We start from the raw sequence: 15,022 nt of genomic DNA, 5'->3' as shown, positions 1-15,022 counted from the left end.
CCTTGTACACTCTGTCCCTCAACGACGCTCTTCCGATCTCGCCACCATGCTGGCGAAGGTCGGCGTGCTGACGGATGCCGAGCGCGACAGCATCATCGATGGCCTGAAGACCATCCAGGGCGAAATCGAGGCCGGCCAGTTCGACTGGCGCATCGACCTCGAAGACGTGCACATGAACATCGAAGCACGTCTGACCGACCGCATCGGCGTCACTGGCAAGAAACTCCACACCGGCCGCAGCCGTAACGACCAGGTTGCCACCGACATCCGCCTGTGGCTGCGTGATGAAATCGACCTGATCCTGGCCGAAATCACCCGCCTGCAAAAAGGCCTGCTGGAGCAGGCCGAGCGCGAAGCCGCCAGCATCATGCCGGGCTTCACTCACCTGCAGACCGCACAACCGGTGACTTTCGGACACCACATGCTGGCCTGGTTCGAAATGCTCAGCCGTGACTACGAGCGTCTGGTCGACTGCCGCAAACGCACCAACCGCATGCCGCTGGGTAGCGCGGCGCTGGCCGGCACCACCTACCCGATCGACCGCGAGTACACCGCGCAACTGCTGGGCTTCGATGCCGTGGGCGGCAACTCGCTGGACAACGTGTCCGATCGCGATTTCGCTATCGAATTCTGCTCGGCCGCGAGCATCGCGATGATGCACCTGTCGCGTTTCTCCGAAGAGCTGGTGCTGTGGACCAGCGCGCAGTTCCAGTTCATCGATCTGCCGGATCGCTTCTGCACCGGCAGCTCGATCATGCCGCAAAAGAAAAACCCTGACGTGCCAGAGCTGGTTCGTGGCAAAACCGGTCGCGTGTTCGGCGCGCTGATGGGCCTGCTGACCCTGATGAAAGGCCAGCCCTTGGCCTACAACAAGGACAATCAGGAAGACAAGGAGCCGCTGTTCGACGCCGCCGACACCCTGCGCGACTCGCTGCGTGCGTTTGCCGACATGATCCCGGCGATCAAACCGAAACACGCGATCATGCGCGAAGCGGCACTGCGCGGTTTCTCTACCGCGACCGACCTGGCGGACTACCTGGTACGTCGCGGTCTGCCGTTCCGTGACTGCCACGAAATCGTTGGCCACGCGGTGAAGTACGGCGTGGACACGGGCAAGGATCTGGCCGAGATGAGCCTGGAAGAACTGCGTCAGTTCAGCGATCAGATCGAACAGGATGTGTTCGCCGTGCTGACTCTGGAAGGCTCGGTGAATGCCCGTGACCATATCGGCGGCACTGCGCCGGCGCAGGTCAAGGCTGCGGTGGTGCGCGGTCAGGCACTCGTCGCCGCCCGCTAAAAGATTCGCGAGCAGGCTCGCTCCCACAGGGATTAAGGGTGTTCACAAGATTTGTGTTCACCGCCGATTCACTGTGGGAGCGAGCCTGCTCGCGAATGCGACACTCAGAACACTATAAAAATCACTTCTTCGCAGCGATCATCGCCAAAAACGCTGGCATCGCCGCCTCTTTATCCGCTGCAATTTTCTGCACATGCGGATTCTGCTCAAGCCGCTCCAGCAGCGCCTTCGCCTTTGGCATCTCTGCCAACAAATCCACATCGAACAACTTCTTCCCGACCGCGCACGCCAATGGCACGCTGTAGAGGAAGTACAAATCAGCAATGCTCAGACTGTCACCCGCCACGTAAGGGGCGAATTTGCCGTGGCGTCCCAGTGCGGCAAAACCCAGCAGCAGTTCGGTTTTGGTCTTTTCCTTGATCGCCTCCGGCAGCGTTGCGCCGAAGAAAGCTTCGCCATAACAGGCGCGGCCCGGCAGTTCGATGTACAGCTCGATTTCCTTGGCCACCGCCAGCACCTGCGCACGCGCAAACGGTTCGGTCGGCAGCAGCGGCACGCCTTTGCCTACACTTTCGATGTATTCGAGCATCACCATCGTTTCGTTGATGTAGCCAGCTTCGACCCCCAACACCGGCACCTTGCCGCGAGGACTGATCTTCAAGGACTCCGGCGTCGGGGTCGGGTAGAACGTCACTTCCTCAAACGGCAGACCCTTTTCCAGCAGCGCCAGTTTGACCATGTTGTAGTAGTTGCTGACCGAAAATCCGTAGAGTTTGAACATCACAGAGCCTCCAGGCCGTGCGGGGTGGGCGGTGTCTGTTTATAGATCGCCCGGGCGATTCCTGCCAGCAGCATCACCGCACTGAATGCGGGTAAACTGGCGCCTTTCCTTGAGGAGCCTGCCATGAGCGAGCCGACAGACATCGACAACGACGAAGAAGAGTTCACCGAGAGCACGCTGATCGAAGCGATCGAAAACCAGATCGAAAGCGACAACCCGCCAGCGGCGAAAGCGACGCTCAACAAGCTGACCCTGGTCGGTGTCGAGCGCGAAGAGATCCTCAATCTGATGGCTCACGTACTGGCCTACGAGATTGACGCGATGCTTGATGAAGACCGCCCATTCAACACCGAATGGTACGAAGCGGCGTTGCGCGCACTGCCAGAGCTGCCACCGGAAAAGCAGTAACAACACAATCCCCTGTGGGAGCGAGCCTGCTCGCGAATGCGGTGCATCAGCAAAAACACGCTCAATGACACACCGTATTCGCGAGCAGGCTCGCTCCCACAAGGTTTGTTACGTATCCGGCCAGCCATCTCACTGACCCCGACTACACTGGAACCCGCCTCAAGACAAAATCCCTGATCTGAGCACTGGACATGCCGCAAAAGCGGGTTCACCTTAGGGGCGCTGTCGTCCAATTCCTAGAAAGTCTGGAGTCCTTATGTCGCTTACCCCTGAGTTGGTTGCCGAACTGGAAGTCCTCGCACTCTTCAACCTGGACAGTTCCCAGGAAGGTTTGAAAATTCATCAGACCGCTGCCCCAAAGCACATTGCTGCTGCCCAACGCCTCTTTGAAAAAGAACTGACTGACCAGCCTGATGGCGGTTATCTGACCAGCCTCGGTCGTGATGCTGCACAAAATGTGCAAACCGTGCTGACGATCCTGGAAGCAAAAGAAACCGCCTGATTCCCCCTGACTTTGCCCACGGGAACTCCTGCCACGGGATTTCCGCGGGCCTGCCCGGTTGTCCGCGATATAAATCTGACGTCAAAAAACAAATTCAGCTTAAAACTCCCGCCGCGCAAAGGCTAAACTGCCTGCCACACCTAGCCCCTCTACGTCCGAGCCTGCGAGCCGGTTTGAGCTTACATGACGCGCACCCACGAAATCCGCCCCGATCTGGACGAGGGAATCGACCGCAAGGTCCTCAGCCAGCTACGCGCACGCTTTCTCAAACTCAATGAGGGTCGTCTGGGCCGCGCGATGGAGGGTTTGTCGACACGCCAACAAAGCGTGCTTACGCTCCTGCCGCTGTTCTTCCACGTCAACCATCCGCTGCTACCAGGCTATGTCTCGGGCAGCACGCCGGCCGGTCTGTCGAATTATGAGCCAGACGCCAACGCGCTCGCTGAAGCCCAGCGCCTGACCCGCTCCTTTTCCTACAAGCCACGCCATGGCAGCAACCCGCCGCGACCGATTCATGGGCTGTTCCTGATGGGCAGCCTCGGCACACTGGCCCAGGCCGATCAGAGCGACATGGACGTGTGGGTCTGCCACGCGCCGGATCTGAGCGAAAGCGAACTCGCCGAGCTGAGCAAAAAATGCCAGTTACTCGAAGTCTGGGCCGCGAGTCAGGGTGCCGAGGCGCACTTCTTTCTGATCGACGCGGTACGCTTCGTCAAAGGCGAACGCGACAGCCAGCTCAGCTCGGAAAACTGCGGCACCACCCAACACTATCTGCTGCTGGACGAGTTCTACCGCACCGCGATCTGGCTGGCCGGGCGCACACCGATCTGGTGGCTGGTGCCGGTTTACGAAGAAACCGCCTACGACATTTACACCCACACCCTGCTGTCGAAACGCTTTATCCGCGCCGACGAAACCCTCGACCTCGGGCACTTGGCGACGATTCCGCCGGGGGAATTCATTGGTGCCGGGTTGTGGCAGCTGTTCAAGGGTATCGAGTCGCCGTACAAGTCGGTGCTCAAACTGCTGCTGACCGAGGTTTACGCCAGCGAACATCCGAAGGTGCAGTGCCTGAGCCTGCGCTTCAAAAAAGCCGTGTTCGCCAATCAGCTGGATCTCGATGAACTCGACCCCTATATGGTCGTGTACCGACGTATCGAGGAATACCTCATCGCCCGCAACGAGCCGGAACGGCTGGAGCTGGTGCGCCGTGCGCTGTATCTGAAGGTCAATCGCAAGCTCACCGGCAACAGCCGCAGCCAGGGCTGGCAACGCGCGTTGTTGGAGCGTCTGGCCAACGAATGGCATTGGGATCAGCGGCAACTGGCGCTGCTCGATAGCCGCAGCCAGTGGAAAGTCCGTCAGGTCAGCGCCGAACGCCGTGCACTGGTCAACGAGCTCAATTACAGCTATCGCTTTCTGACCCAGTTCGCCCGTACCGAACAAACCGTCAGCCTGATCAACAAGCGTGATCTCAACGTGCTCGGTCGCAGGCTTTATGCCGCGTTCGAACGCAAGGCCGACAAGGTCGAGTTCATCAACCCCGGGATCGCCCCGGATCTGGCTGAAGACACCCTGACCCTTGTGCAATCGCGCAACAAAAAGGAACCCGGGCAAACCCAGTGGGGCTTGTACAACGGCAGCCTCACGGCGCTGGAGTGGGAACACTTTGCGCCGATCAAGCGCAGCCGCGAATTGCTCGAACTGCTGACCTGGTGCCATCGCAACGGCGTGATCGACAGCAGCACCCGTTTGGCCCTGCATCCCGGCACCAGCGACCTGAGCGAGTTCGAACTGTTCAATTTGCTCGGCAGCCTGCAACAGTGCATCGCCCTGCCCCTGCCCACCGTGGACGAAGAGCCGCTGTTGCGCGCAGCCGTACCGAGCGAAGTGCTGATACTGGTTAACGTCGGCGTCGATCCGCTCAAGCATCACCGCGACCTGAACATCCTGATGACTACCGAGCGCACCGACTCGTTGAGTTACGCCGGGGTCCGCGAAAACCTCGTGCTGACCCTCGATCAGGTCACGCTCAATAGCTGGAACGAAGTGCTGGTCAATCGCTTCGACGGCCCCCACGCCCTGCTCGACTGCCTGCGCGACTACCTCAACAACTTGCCGCGCGGGCCGTTGCAACCGTCGCTGAAGGTGCGCTGCTTCTGCCATAACCGTGCGCAGTTCATTGCCCGCCGCGTGGAGGAAATCGTCGATACCGCGCAAAACCTGCTGCTCAGCGAACTGAATCACCGCTACCTGATTCAAGTGCAACAGCACTATCACGTGCTGGAACTGGTGCCGGGCCAGGTCAACCATGTCGCCCTCGCGACATTACCGGCACTGCTCGATTATCTCGGCGAAGAACAACCCCGCTACAGTCCGCTACACCTGGACCCGATGGCGCTTGAGGATCACGACCTTGCGCTGATCCTGCCGATGGGCCAGCCGGAAAGCATTCAGGTGTTCTACCGGATCACCGAGCAGCAGGCCGAGTTGTACGTGCTGGATGAATTCAACGCGCTGTGGCAGCAACATTTGCCGTATCACGATGAACAAAGTCTGCTGGTACCTCTGCAGCGCTTCCTGCAATCGATCCAGTATCGACGCGATGCGTTGCTGCCGATGGACGCCGCGCCTTCGGCCAGTCTTCAGACTTTGTATTACCAGTTATTGCCTTCAGGTCCGGGACGGGCGCGACGGGTCGAAGCCCGGCCGGCGCCGCAGACGCCAGTCAACAAACCGTTCTACGACGTGCAGGCAATCGTCGGCAAAGCCGCACCGGGGGAAGTGCAAGTCACCCTGTATTGCAATCAACGGGAATTCAGTGAGCTGGAACATGGCGACCAGCTGTTCAGCGTGGTCGCCCGGGAGATCGTCGATCAGCGCCGTGAAACCGAACGCTATCGCTGCTACATCACCGACCTGGACCTTTCGGGCCTGCTCGGTGACGGGCAAAGTTCAAGCAATCTGTATCTGCGCTACAAGGCCGACCTGGAGCGCGCCCTGAACGAGGCGCTCGAACAGGTCTGAGGCGGGTTACTCGCGAAAATCACCACCGTTGGCCGGTTGCGATTCGACTTCAAGCAAGGTCAGTTTCAGGGTTTTGCCACCCGGAGCCGGCCAGTCGATGTGTTGACCGACTTTCAGGCCCAGCAACGCGCTACCGACCGGGGCCAGGATCGAGATCTTGCCTTCATCAGCGTTGGCATCCTTCGGATAGACCAGCGTCAGGTGGTAATCCTTGCCACTGCCTTCTTCGCGGCAGTGCACGCGGGAATTCATCGTCACGACATCGGCGGGTACTTCATCGTGACCGACCAGTGTATCGGCGCGGTCCAGTTCGGTTTGCAGCGCAATCACGCCCGGCAGCGTGTCGTCCAGGCTGTCGATCAGGCGCTCCAGACGTTGCACGTCCAGACGGGTAAGGGTGATGGAAGGTGCGGTCATGATCCGGGCAGACTCCTTTCTTCTGCACAAAAAAAGCAAAACCCCGCCAAAAAAGACGGGGTTTTCACCGAGCCTCGGTGGGTTGAGGCGTGTTCGGACACTATCACAGCTCAAAAAATATACAAGCCACCCACCTTTTGACTGAGAGAGAACCCCTGTGGCGAGGGAGCTTGCTCCCGCTCGGCTGCGCAGCAGTCGTAAGATTTCGGGGCCGCTTCGCGACCCAGCGGGAGCAAGCTCCCTCGCCACAACTTGGTATCAGGCTTGAGTGCGGCGTTGCAGCGCTTGTGCGCAGATCACCCGGCGGCGCTGATCATCCGCCGAGCGCCATTCGCGGATGTCTTCGACATGCCGGAAGCAGCCGAGGCAAACCTTCTGTTCATCCAGTCGGCACACGCCGCTGCACGGTGAAGGCACCGCCGGGCTGACGTTGCTGTAAAGCGGCTTGGGCGGACGAACGGGAGCGGTGTCAGTCACGGAATCAAAGGCCTTCGAAATCGAATTCAGCGCCGGCCTGCTGCTTGACAATGCGCTCGAGCATTTCGCCGAGCTGCTCTTCGCTCTTGTCGCACATCCAGCGTTCGCTCTCTTCGTCGTAGTCGAAGTGGAACCCACCGGACACCGCCGCCAGCCACAGCTGACGCAATGGCTCCTGACGGCTGAAGATCAGCTGCGAGCCGTTTTCGAACTTGACGGTGAGGACACCGGCCGAGTTCTCCATGTCGATATCCAGGTCGCTTTCGTCAAAGATGTCTTCCAGTTTTTCCTGGGTTTCATCGACCAGATCGTGGAAACGGGCTTCGGACAAACTCATTGCGGCAACCTCAAAAAATGTCTGATCAGGCTCAAGCGCCGAAAGATACGGACGCCGCTGGCCGATTGCAAAGGATAACGACCAAGGACCTGCTGGCCCATACAACACCGAACCCAGTGGGAGCGAGCCTGCTCGCGAATGGCCGGCACATTCAACATTATTGCTGGCTGACACACCGCATTCGCGAGCAGGCTCGCTCCCACAGGGAATCATGCGCTTCTCGGGAGCCCCGCCGGACGGGAACCCCCTCGCATAGGCAAGCTGCCGGGTGGCCGGTATACTCCGGCGCAATTAACGCATTTTCAAGGATTTCGCCATGAAGCGCCTGATCTCTTCCCTTGCTGCGCTCGTCGCGGTTGCCTGCCTCGTTTCGGCCTGCGGTCAAAAAGGCCCGCTGTACCTGCCCGATGATGATCAGGACCCGGCCGAGCAAGCTCAGTCTTCGCAAAAGCAGCCTGCCTCCAAGGCACACAAGCACGACGTTTACTAAGGGATCGCCATGGACGCTTTTAACTACCGTGGCGGGGAACTGTTCGCGGAAGGTGTGGCGCTGTCCGCCATTGCCGACCGCTTCGGCACACCGACCTACGTCTACTCCCGCGCGCACATCGAAGCCCAGTATCTGGCCTACGCCGATGCGCTGGCCGGCATGCCGCATCTGGTGTGCTATGCGGTCAAAGCCAACTCCAACCTCGGTGTACTGAATGTCCTGGCCCGTCTCGGCGCCGGTTTCGACATCGTCTCCCGTGGTGAACTGGAACGTGTACTCGCCGCTGGCGGCAGCGCTGACAAGATCGTGTTTTCCGGTGTCGGCAAGACCCGTGACGACATGCGTCGCGCGCTGGAAGTCGGTGTGCACTGCTTCAACGTCGAATCCACCGACGAGCTGGAACGTCTGCAAGTGGTTGCCGCCGAACTGGGCGTTCGCGCACCGGTTTCGCTGCGTGTGAACCCGGACGTCGATGCCGGCACCCACCCATACATTTCCACCGGTCTCAAAGAGAACAAGTTCGGCATCGCCATTGCTGATGCCGAAGACGTGTACGTGCGTGCTGCGCATCTGCCGAATCTGGAAGTCATCGGTGTCGACTGCCACATCGGTTCGCAACTGACCACCCTGCCGCCATTCCTCGATGCCCTTGACCGTCTGCTGGATCTGGTCGACCGTCTCGGCGATTGCGGCATTCACCTGCGCCACATCGATCTTGGTGGTGGTCTGGGTGTGCGTTATCGCGATGAAGAGCCGCCATTGGCTGCCGACTACATCAAAGCCGTGCGTGAGCGTCTGAACGGTCGTGATCTGGCGCTGGTGTTCGAACCGGGCCGCTTCATCGTCGCCAACGCCGGCGTGCTGCTGACGCAGGTCGAGTACCTCAAGCACACCGAGCACAAGGATTTCGCCATCGTCGACGCGGCGATGAACGACCTGATCCGCCCGGCGCTGTATCAGGCCTGGATGGATGTCACTGCGGTCAAACCGCGTGACAGCGCTGCGCGCAAATACGACATCGTCGGCCCGATCTGCGAAACCGGCGACTTCCTCGCCAAGGACCGTGAGCTGGCACTGGAAGAAGGCGACCTGCTGGCCGTGCATTCGGCCGGCGCCTACGGTTTCGTGATGGCCTCCAACTACAACACCCGCGGCCGTGCCGCCGAGGTGCTGGTGGACGGTGATCAGGTTTTTGAAGTGCGTCGCCGCGAAACCGTGGCCGAGCTGTTTGCCGGCGAAAGCCTGCTGCCGGAGTAACCCATGCTGCTGCGTTTTACCAAAATGCACGGCCTGGGCAACGACTTCATGGTTCTCGACCTGGTCAGCCAGCACGCGCATATTCAGCCCAAGCACGCCAAGCAATGGGGTGATCGGCACACCGGTATCGGCTTCGACCAGTTGCTGATCGTCGAGGCACCGAGCAATCCGGACGTGGATTTCCGTTATCGGATCTTCAACTCCGATGGCTCGGAAGTTGAGCAGTGCGGCAACGGTGCGCGCTGCTTTGCGCGCTTCGTGCTCGACAAGCGCCTGACCGCCAAACGGCAGATTCGCGTTGAGACCAAGGGCGGCATCATCGAGCTGGACGTGCGTAACGACGGCCAGATCGGCGTGAACATGGGCGCCCCGCGCCTGGTGCCGGCGGACATTCCGTTCGAAGCGCCGGCGCAGGCCATCAGCTATCAGCTGGAAGTCGACGGCACCACGGTCGAACTGGCCGCCGTGTCGATGGGCAACCCGCACGCGGTATTGCGCGTGCAGGACATCAACAGTGCACCAGTTCATGAGCTGGGCCCGAAAATCGAACACCATCCGCGCTTCCCGGCGCGGGTCAATGTCGGTTTTCTCCAGGTCATCGACCGCAACCGCGCGCAATTGCGCGTCTGGGAACGTGGCGCCGGGGAAACCCAGGCCTGCGGTACCGGCGCCTGTGCGGCGGCTGTCGCAGCAATCAGTCAGGGGTGGATGGATTCGCCGCTGTTGATCGACTTGCCCGGCGGGCGTCTGTCCATTGAATGGGCAGGCCCTGGCCAACCGGTGCTGATGACCGGTCCGGCAGTGCGTGTATACGAAGGACAAGTGCGTCTTTGAGTGAGCAGAAACCATGACCGATAAGCCTCAGGTACCCGCCCGACAGTCCGACGAATCAGCGTCCGAGAGCCTGGAGGCGGCAGCGGTTGCCGCATACCTGGAGGCTCATCCGGACTTCTTCGTCGAGCATGAAGAATTGCTCCCGGCCTTGCGTATTCCCCACCAGCGCGGCGACACCGTATCGCTGGTCGAACGGCAAATGACCATCCTGCGCGACCGCAATGTCGAGATGCGTCACCGCCTCTCGCATTTGATGGACGTCGCCCGCGACAACGATCGCCTGTTCGACAAGACCCGCCGGCTGATCCTCTCGCTGATGGACGCCGCCAGCCTGGAAGACGTGGTCATCAGTGTCGAAGACAGCCTTCGTCAGGACTTTCAGGTGCCCTTCGTCAGCCTGATTCTGCTCGGCGACAACCCGGCGCCGGTCGGTCGCTGGGTGACCCACGCCGACGCGCAAACGGCCATCGGCGGTTTGCTCACCGAAGGCAAAAGCGTCAGCGGCAACCTGCGCGAACATGAACTGGATTTCCTCTTTGGCGAAGAACAGCGCAAGCAGATCGGTTCGACCGCCGTGGTTGCCGTCAGTCATCAAGGCATCCACGGGATTCTGGCGATTGCCAGCCGTGATCCGCAGCACTACAAGAGTTCGGTCGGCACACTGTTCCTGAGCTACATCGCCGAAGTCATGGGTCGCGTGCTGCCACGGGTCAACAGCTCCCTGCGCTCGGTGCGCTGAGCATGGAACGACAACTGGACGCTTACTGCGAACACCTGCGCAGTGAGCGGCAGGTGTCGCCGCACACGCTGTCGGCCTATCGCCGCGACCTCGATAAAGTCCTCGGCTGGTGCATCAAACAGAACATTGGCAGTTGGGCCGCGCTGGATATTCAGCGCCTGCGCAGCCTGATCGCCCGCCTGCATGCGCAAGGCCAGTCCTCGCGCAGCCTCGCTCGCCTGCTCTCGGCGGTGCGCGGTCTGTATCACTATCTGAATCGCGAAGGCCTCTGCGACCACGATCCGGCGACCGGTCTGGCGCCACCGAAAGGCGAACGCCGCCTGCCAAAAACCCTCGACACCGACCGCGCACTGCAACTGCTCGAAGGTGCGGTCGAGGATGATTTTCTTGCGCGGCGTGATCAGGCGATTCTCGAATTGTTCTACTCATCCGGCCTGCGTCTTTCCGAACTGACCGGGCTCAACCTCGATCAACTCGACCTCGCCGATGGCATGGTGCAGGTGCTCGGCAAGGGCAGCAAAACCCGTCTGCTGCCGGTCGGTAAAAAAGCCCGCGAAGCCCTTGAGCAATGGCTGCCATTGCGGGCGATGACCAACCCGGCGGACGATGCCGTATTCGTCAGCCAGCAAGGCCGACGCCTCGGCCCGCGAGCGATTCAGGTACGGGTGAAACTGGCCGGCGAGCGTGAACTGGGGCAGAACCTGCATCCGCACATGCTGCGACATTCCTTTGCCAGCCATTTGCTGGAGTCCTCGCAGGACCTACGCGCGGTGCAAGAATTGCTCGGCCACTCGGACATCAAGACCACGCAGATCTACACCCACCTGGACTTCCAGCACCTGGCGGCGGTCTACGACAGCGCCCACCCACGGGCCAAACGCATGAAAGGCGACGACTCATGAGCATCCAGTTGATCACCTTCGACCTCGACGACACCCTCTGGGACACCGCCCCGGTGATCGTCAGCGCCGAAGCGGTATTGCGCCAATGGCTGAGCGAACATGCGCCGACTCTGGGCGCGGTGCCGGTGGAGCATTTGTGGGCGATTCGTGAGCGGGTGCTGACCCGCGAGCCGGGGCTCAAACATCGCATCAGTGCGCTGCGTCGGCGTGTGTTGTTTCATGCGCTGGAAGAAGCCGGGTACGCTCACGGCGAAGCGTCGGAGCTGGCGGACAAGAGTTTTGAGGTGTTTTTGCATGCGCGGCATCAGATCGAAGTGTTTCCTGAAGTTGAGCCGGTGCTAGAGATTCTCGCCAATCATTACTCGCTCGGCGTGGTCACCAATGGCAACGCCGACGTGCGCCGGTTGGGGTTGGCGGACTACTTCAAGTTTGCCTTGTGCGCGGAAGACATCGGCATCGCCAAACCGGATGCGCGTCTGTTTCATGAGGCGTTGCAGCGCGGTGGCGCCAGCGCCGAAACCGCCGTGCATATCGGCGATCATCCGGGTGATGACATTGCCGGGGCACAGCAGGCCGGGTTGCGCGCGATCTGGTTCAACCCGGCGGGCAAAGTCTGGGAAGCCGAGCGTTTGCCGGATGCAGAAATTCGCAGCCTGACCGACCTGCCAGCCGTTCTCGCACGCTGGAATGCCCTCTCCAACTGACACAGTTCCCTTGTAGGAGTGAGCCTGCTCGCGATAGCGGTGTATCAGTCAACATAGATGTAGCTGACACACCGCTATCGCGAGCAGGCTCACTCCTACATTGGATCGCGGTGCATCCAGAGATTTTATTTCAGGCATGAAAAAGCCCGCAGCGACGGCGGGCTTTTTCAGCAAGCAAGCGGCACGCCTCAGATAGGGCGGCTACCGTACTTGTTGTCCGGCTTCTTCGGCGGATCGGCGACCACGTTGGCCTCCACTTCCTGCACTTTTCCGCCACGCGACAGGAACTCTTCCATGGCCTTGGCCAGGGCGTCGCGCTCCTTGTTCTTGGCTTCAATGCTCGGCAACTCATCAACCGACACCGCAGCCTTGGCTTTGCCTTTGGCAGCCGGGGCCGGCGTATCATCACCGCCATCGTCGTCAGCAACGTCTTCCGCTGCTGCTTCCAGGCCTTCCTCGGCCTCGTCCTCGTCGCCTACTTCGAGGTCGTCGTTTTCCAGATCATCGTCGCTCATGTTCTACCTCATGACTTGCGAAAAGCAGATTAGTTATAGACCAGCTTTGGCAACTGTCGAAAGTCGCCGTTAAAAAATCAGTAACCATTGGTGACCAACGGTTTATGCCCCTTCACCGTGCAAGGTGGCGAGGACTATTCGAGCACCGCCATGATCACGGTGCTCGCCCAGATAAACGCCCTGCCAGGTGCCCAGTGCCAAACGACCTGCCGAAACCGGCAGACTGATCTGGCAACCCAGCACGCTGGCTTTGAAGTGCGCCGGGAGGTCGTCCAGGCCTTCGTCGTTATGCTCATAGCCGTCTGTTCCTTGTGGGATCAGACGATTGAAAAATCGTTCGAAGTCGCGACGGACCGCCGGATCGGCGTTCTCGTTGATGGTCAACGACGCCGAGGTATGCTGCAGCCACAAATGCAACAGACCGACCCGGCACTCCCTGAGTTCAGGCAGGCCGTTGATCAACTCGTCCGTTACCAGATGAAAGCCCCGGGGCCGTGCCCGCAGGGTAATCAGAGTCTGTTGCCACATACAGTTCTCCGCACGTTCGGGGCGCATTCTAGCGCGCTCTGGGAAAAAACAAAGGCCCTAATATTCCTGCTTTGATGTAAGCCATTGCCCGCAGAAAAACGCCCGTCGTAAACACGACCAAAGCCGTATGAAAAATCCATTCAGCTGTATCGTGATCGACAAATTCCAGACAAAAAAATGCCCGGCAAGCCGGGCAAGTTTTTCAATGCGCGTACTTACAAGTTGTAGCCGCGTTCGTTGTGTTGTGCCAGATCAAGGCCCACCGACTCTTCTTCCTCGGTCACACGCAGACCCATTACGGCGTCCAGGACCTTGAGGATGATGAAGGTGACGATCGCGGTGTAGATGACGGTGAAGCCGACGCCTTTGCACTGAATCCACACTTGTGCGGCGATGTCGGTCACGGTGCCGAAGCCACCCAGCGACGGTGCGGCAAACACACCGGTGAGAACCGCGCCGAGAATACCGCCGATACCGTGTACGCCAAACGCGTCCAGGGAGTCGTCATAACCGAGTTTGCGTTTCAGGGTAGTGGCGCAGAAGAAGCACACCACGCCCGCCGCCAGACCGATCACCAGTGCGCCCATCGGGCCCACGGTGCCGGCAGCCGGGGTGATTGCAACCAGACCGGCAACCACACCCGAAGCGATGCCCAGTGCGCTAGGTTTGCCGTGAGTGATCCACTCGGCGAACATCCAGCCCAGTGCGGCAGCGGCGGTCGCGATCTGGGTGACCAGCATCGCCATGCCGGCAGTGCCGTTGGCCGCAGCAGCAGAACCTGCGTTGAAGCCGAACCAGCCGACCCACAGCATCGCCGCGCCCATCAGGGTGTAACCCAGATTGTGCGGAGCCATCGGCGTGGTCGGGAAACCTTTGCGCTTGCCCAGTACCAGGCAGCAGATCAGACCGGCCACACCGGCGTTGATGTGCACCACGGTGCCGCCCGCGAAGTCGAGCACACCCCAGTCCCACAGCAGGCCGCCGTTACCGGACCAGACCATGTGCGCGATCGGCGCATAAACGAGGGTGAACCAGATGCCCATGAAGATCAGCATCGCGGAGAACTTCATCCGCTCGGCGAACGCACCGACGATCAGCGCCGGGGTGATGATCGCGAAGGTCATCTGGAAGGTGACGAACACCGCCTCAGGGAACAACGCCGCAGGCCCGGTCAGGCTGGCTGGCGTGATGCCCGCGAGGAACGCCTTGCCGAAGCCGCCGACAAAGGAGTTGAAGTTGACGACGCCCTGCTCCATGCCGGTAGTGTCGAACGCGATGCTGTAGCCATAAATGACCCACAGAACGCTGATCAGACCGGTAATGGCGAAGCACTGCATCATCACGGAAAGAATGTTTTTCGAGCGAACCATGCCGCCGTAGAACAGCGCCAGGCCCGGGATGGTCATGAACAGCACGAGGGCTGTCGAGGTGAGCATCCAGGCAGTGTCGCCGGAATTGAGGACTGGGGCCGCCACTTCGTCTGCCGCCATAGCAAGGCTGGGCATTACGATGGACAACAGGGCTCCTAGCCCTGCGAATTTACGCAGAGTCATATTGTTTTCTCCTGGGGCGTTGGGGTTTGTGGCGGCGTTTAAATCGCGTCGGTATCGGTTTCGCCGGTACGGATGCGAATCGCCTGTTCCAGATTGACCACGAAGATCTTGCCGTCACCGATCTTGCCGGTGTTGGCAGCCTTGGTTATCGCCTCGATAACCCGATCCTTATGCTTGTCGTCGATGGCCACGTCGATTTTCACCTTGGGCAGAAAATCGTCCTCATATTCCGCGCCGCTATACAGCTCGGTGTG

Annotated in this window: 18 protein-coding genes; 10 read left to right on the top strand and 8 right to left on the bottom strand. The window is 60.2% G+C overall.

All coding sequences use genetic code 11. From position 1 onward, the window contains the following. The coding region (gene argH / locus ACIOWE_RS05410; RefSeq protein ID WP_401388291.1) for an argininosuccinate lyase at nucleotides 1-1,297 on the top strand (1,297 nt) is incomplete at its 5' end. 121 nt (nucleotides 1,298-1,418) lie between these two features. Here the strand turns inward: argH and ACIOWE_RS05405 are convergent. Then, entirely contained in the window at nucleotides 1,419-2,078 is a 660-nt protein-coding gene (locus ACIOWE_RS05405) for a glutathione S-transferase (protein ID WP_401388288.1), read from the bottom strand. Between the two features lie 123 nt (nucleotides 2,079-2,201). Between ACIOWE_RS05405 and ACIOWE_RS05400 the strand changes: the two genes are divergently transcribed. The 3 genes from ACIOWE_RS05400 to ACIOWE_RS05390 all read left to right on the top strand — a co-directional run bounded on the left by ACIOWE_RS05400 (nucleotide 2,202) and on the right by ACIOWE_RS05390 (nucleotide 6,015). Beyond that, nucleotides 2,202-2,486 carry a hypothetical protein gene (locus ACIOWE_RS05400; RefSeq protein WP_103302551.1) on the top strand — a complete coding sequence of 95 codons (285 nt, stop codon included), beginning with the start codon at nucleotides 2,202-2,204 and terminating at the stop codon, nucleotides 2,484-2,486. A 256-nt stretch (nucleotides 2,487-2,742) separates the two neighbouring features. Then, the gene (locus tag ACIOWE_RS05395) at nucleotides 2,743-2,988 is read left to right on the top strand and encodes a TIGR02647 family protein (RefSeq protein ID WP_401388285.1); all 246 of its coding nucleotides are present in this window, start codon (nucleotides 2,743-2,745) and stop codon (nucleotides 2,986-2,988) included. Between the two features lie 183 nt (nucleotides 2,989-3,171). After that, entirely contained in the window at nucleotides 3,172-6,015 is a 2,844-nt protein-coding gene (locus ACIOWE_RS05390) for a class I adenylate cyclase (protein ID WP_401388282.1), read from the top strand. 6 nt (nucleotides 6,016-6,021) lie between these two features. Here ACIOWE_RS05390 and rnk read toward each other — a convergent pair whose 3' ends face one another. The 3 genes from rnk to cyaY form a co-directional block, all read right to left on the bottom strand. Next, entirely contained in the window at nucleotides 6,022-6,432 is a 411-nt protein-coding gene (rnk, locus tag ACIOWE_RS05385) for a nucleoside diphosphate kinase regulator (protein WP_103521296.1), read from the bottom strand. Nucleotides 6,433-6,690: 258 nt separating this feature from the next. Next, a complete protein-coding gene (locus tag ACIOWE_RS05380) occupies nucleotides 6,691-6,909 on the bottom strand; it encodes a DUF1289 domain-containing protein (protein WP_401388279.1) in 219 nt (72 codons plus the stop codon). Between the two features lie 4 nt (nucleotides 6,910-6,913). Further along, on the bottom strand, nucleotides 6,914-7,246 hold the full coding sequence (gene cyaY, locus ACIOWE_RS05375; RefSeq protein WP_007911100.1) for an iron donor protein CyaY: 333 nt from the start codon (nucleotides 7,244-7,246) through the stop codon (nucleotides 6,914-6,916). 316 nt (nucleotides 7,247-7,562) lie between these two features. Here cyaY and ACIOWE_RS05370 point away from each other — a divergent pair, with 316 nt between their 5' ends. Genes ACIOWE_RS05370 through ACIOWE_RS05345 form a run of 6 tightly spaced genes read left to right on the top strand, consistent with a single transcriptional unit; the run spans nucleotide 7,563 to nucleotide 12,172 of the window. Continuing rightward, nucleotides 7,563-7,736 carry a lipoprotein gene (locus tag ACIOWE_RS05370; protein ID WP_042561715.1) on the top strand — a complete coding sequence of 58 codons (174 nt, stop codon included), beginning with the start codon at nucleotides 7,563-7,565 and terminating at the stop codon, nucleotides 7,734-7,736. Nucleotides 7,737-7,745: 9 nt separating this feature from the next. Further along, complete coding sequence (gene lysA / locus ACIOWE_RS05365; RefSeq protein ID WP_401388276.1) at nucleotides 7,746-8,993, top strand: diaminopimelate decarboxylase; 1,248 nt, start codon at nucleotides 7,746-7,748, stop codon at nucleotides 8,991-8,993. A gap of 3 nt (nucleotides 8,994-8,996) precedes the next feature. After that, on the top strand, nucleotides 8,997-9,827 hold the full coding sequence (gene dapF / locus ACIOWE_RS05360) for a diaminopimelate epimerase (protein ID WP_008084573.1): 831 nt from the start codon (nucleotides 8,997-8,999) through the stop codon (nucleotides 9,825-9,827). 13 nt (nucleotides 9,828-9,840) lie between these two features. Further along, entirely contained in the window at nucleotides 9,841-10,566 is a 726-nt protein-coding gene (locus tag ACIOWE_RS05355) for a DUF484 family protein (RefSeq protein ID WP_103302558.1), read from the top strand. 2 nt (nucleotides 10,567-10,568) lie between these two features. Further along, entirely contained in the window at nucleotides 10,569-11,468 is a 900-nt protein-coding gene (gene xerC, locus ACIOWE_RS05350) for a tyrosine recombinase XerC (protein ID WP_039757393.1), read from the top strand. Then, nucleotides 11,465-12,172, top strand: coding sequence for an HAD family hydrolase (locus tag ACIOWE_RS05345; RefSeq protein WP_401388273.1), 708 nt, complete (start codon nucleotides 11,465-11,467; stop codon nucleotides 12,170-12,172). The genes xerC and ACIOWE_RS05345 overlap by 4 nt, the downstream gene beginning before the upstream one ends. 188 nt (nucleotides 12,173-12,360) lie before the next feature. Here ACIOWE_RS05345 and sutA read toward each other — a convergent pair whose 3' ends face one another. From sutA to ACIOWE_RS05325, 4 genes are all read right to left on the bottom strand, one after another. Then, complete coding sequence (gene sutA, locus ACIOWE_RS05340) at nucleotides 12,361-12,687, bottom strand: transcriptional regulator SutA (protein WP_007920420.1); 327 nt, start codon at nucleotides 12,685-12,687, stop codon at nucleotides 12,361-12,363. 102 nt (nucleotides 12,688-12,789) lie between these two features. Further along, nucleotides 12,790-13,215 (bottom strand): secondary thiamine-phosphate synthase enzyme YjbQ, encoded by a 426-nt coding sequence (locus tag ACIOWE_RS05335; protein ID WP_401388270.1) that lies wholly within the window; start codon nucleotides 13,213-13,215, stop codon nucleotides 12,790-12,792. A 215-nt stretch (nucleotides 13,216-13,430) separates the two neighbouring features. Then, on the bottom strand, nucleotides 13,431-14,768 hold the full coding sequence (locus ACIOWE_RS05330; protein WP_064589789.1) for an ammonium transporter: 1,338 nt from the start codon (nucleotides 14,766-14,768) through the stop codon (nucleotides 13,431-13,433). 38 nt (nucleotides 14,769-14,806) lie between these two features. Then, the coding region (locus tag ACIOWE_RS05325; protein WP_401388267.1) for a P-II family nitrogen regulator at nucleotides 14,807-15,022 on the bottom strand (216 nt) is incomplete at its 5' end.

Source organism: Pseudomonas sp. NPDC087598 (genome assembly GCF_044743525.1).
GTDB lineage: Bacteria > Pseudomonadota > Gammaproteobacteria > Pseudomonadales > Pseudomonadaceae > Aquipseudomonas.
This window is presented reverse-complemented; position numbering and strand designations above follow the sequence as displayed.

Bases quoted from the DNA above. Each gene is read 5' to 3' on its own strand.
- ACIOWE_RS05330 (WP_064589789.1), bottom strand. From the start codon at position 14,768: ATGACTCTGCGTAAATTCGCAGGGCTAGGAGCCCTGTTGTCCATCGTA.
- rnk (WP_103521296.1), bottom strand. From the start codon at position 6,432: ATGACCGCACCTTCCATCACCCTTACCCGTCTGGACGTGCAACGTCTG.
- ACIOWE_RS05400 (WP_103302551.1), top strand. From the start codon at position 2,202: ATGAGCGAGCCGACAGACATCGACAACGACGAAGAAGAGTTCACCGAG.
- ACIOWE_RS05405 (WP_401388288.1), bottom strand. From the start codon at position 2,078: ATGTTCAAACTCTACGGATTTTCGGTCAGCAACTACTACAACATGGTC.
- cyaY (WP_007911100.1), bottom strand. From the start codon at position 7,246: ATGAGTTTGTCCGAAGCCCGTTTCCACGATCTGGTCGATGAAACCCAG.
- ACIOWE_RS05355 (WP_103302558.1), top strand. From the start codon at position 9,841: ATGACCGATAAGCCTCAGGTACCCGCCCGACAGTCCGACGAATCAGCG.
- ACIOWE_RS05335 (WP_401388270.1), bottom strand. From the start codon at position 13,215: ATGTGGCAACAGACTCTGATTACCCTGCGGGCACGGCCCCGGGGCTTT.
- ACIOWE_RS05390 (WP_401388282.1), top strand. From the start codon at position 3,172: ATGACGCGCACCCACGAAATCCGCCCCGATCTGGACGAGGGAATCGAC.
- ACIOWE_RS05395 (WP_401388285.1), top strand. From the start codon at position 2,743: ATGTCGCTTACCCCTGAGTTGGTTGCCGAACTGGAAGTCCTCGCACTC.
- dapF (WP_008084573.1), top strand. From the start codon at position 8,997: ATGCTGCTGCGTTTTACCAAAATGCACGGCCTGGGCAACGACTTCATG.
- lysA (WP_401388276.1), top strand. From the start codon at position 7,746: ATGGACGCTTTTAACTACCGTGGCGGGGAACTGTTCGCGGAAGGTGTG.
- ACIOWE_RS05345 (WP_401388273.1), top strand. From the start codon at position 11,465: ATGAGCATCCAGTTGATCACCTTCGACCTCGACGACACCCTCTGGGAC.
- ACIOWE_RS05370 (WP_042561715.1), top strand. From the start codon at position 7,563: ATGAAGCGCCTGATCTCTTCCCTTGCTGCGCTCGTCGCGGTTGCCTGC.
- sutA (WP_007920420.1), bottom strand. From the start codon at position 12,687: ATGAGCGACGATGATCTGGAAAACGACGACCTCGAAGTAGGCGACGAG.
- xerC (WP_039757393.1), top strand. From the start codon at position 10,569: ATGGAACGACAACTGGACGCTTACTGCGAACACCTGCGCAGTGAGCGG.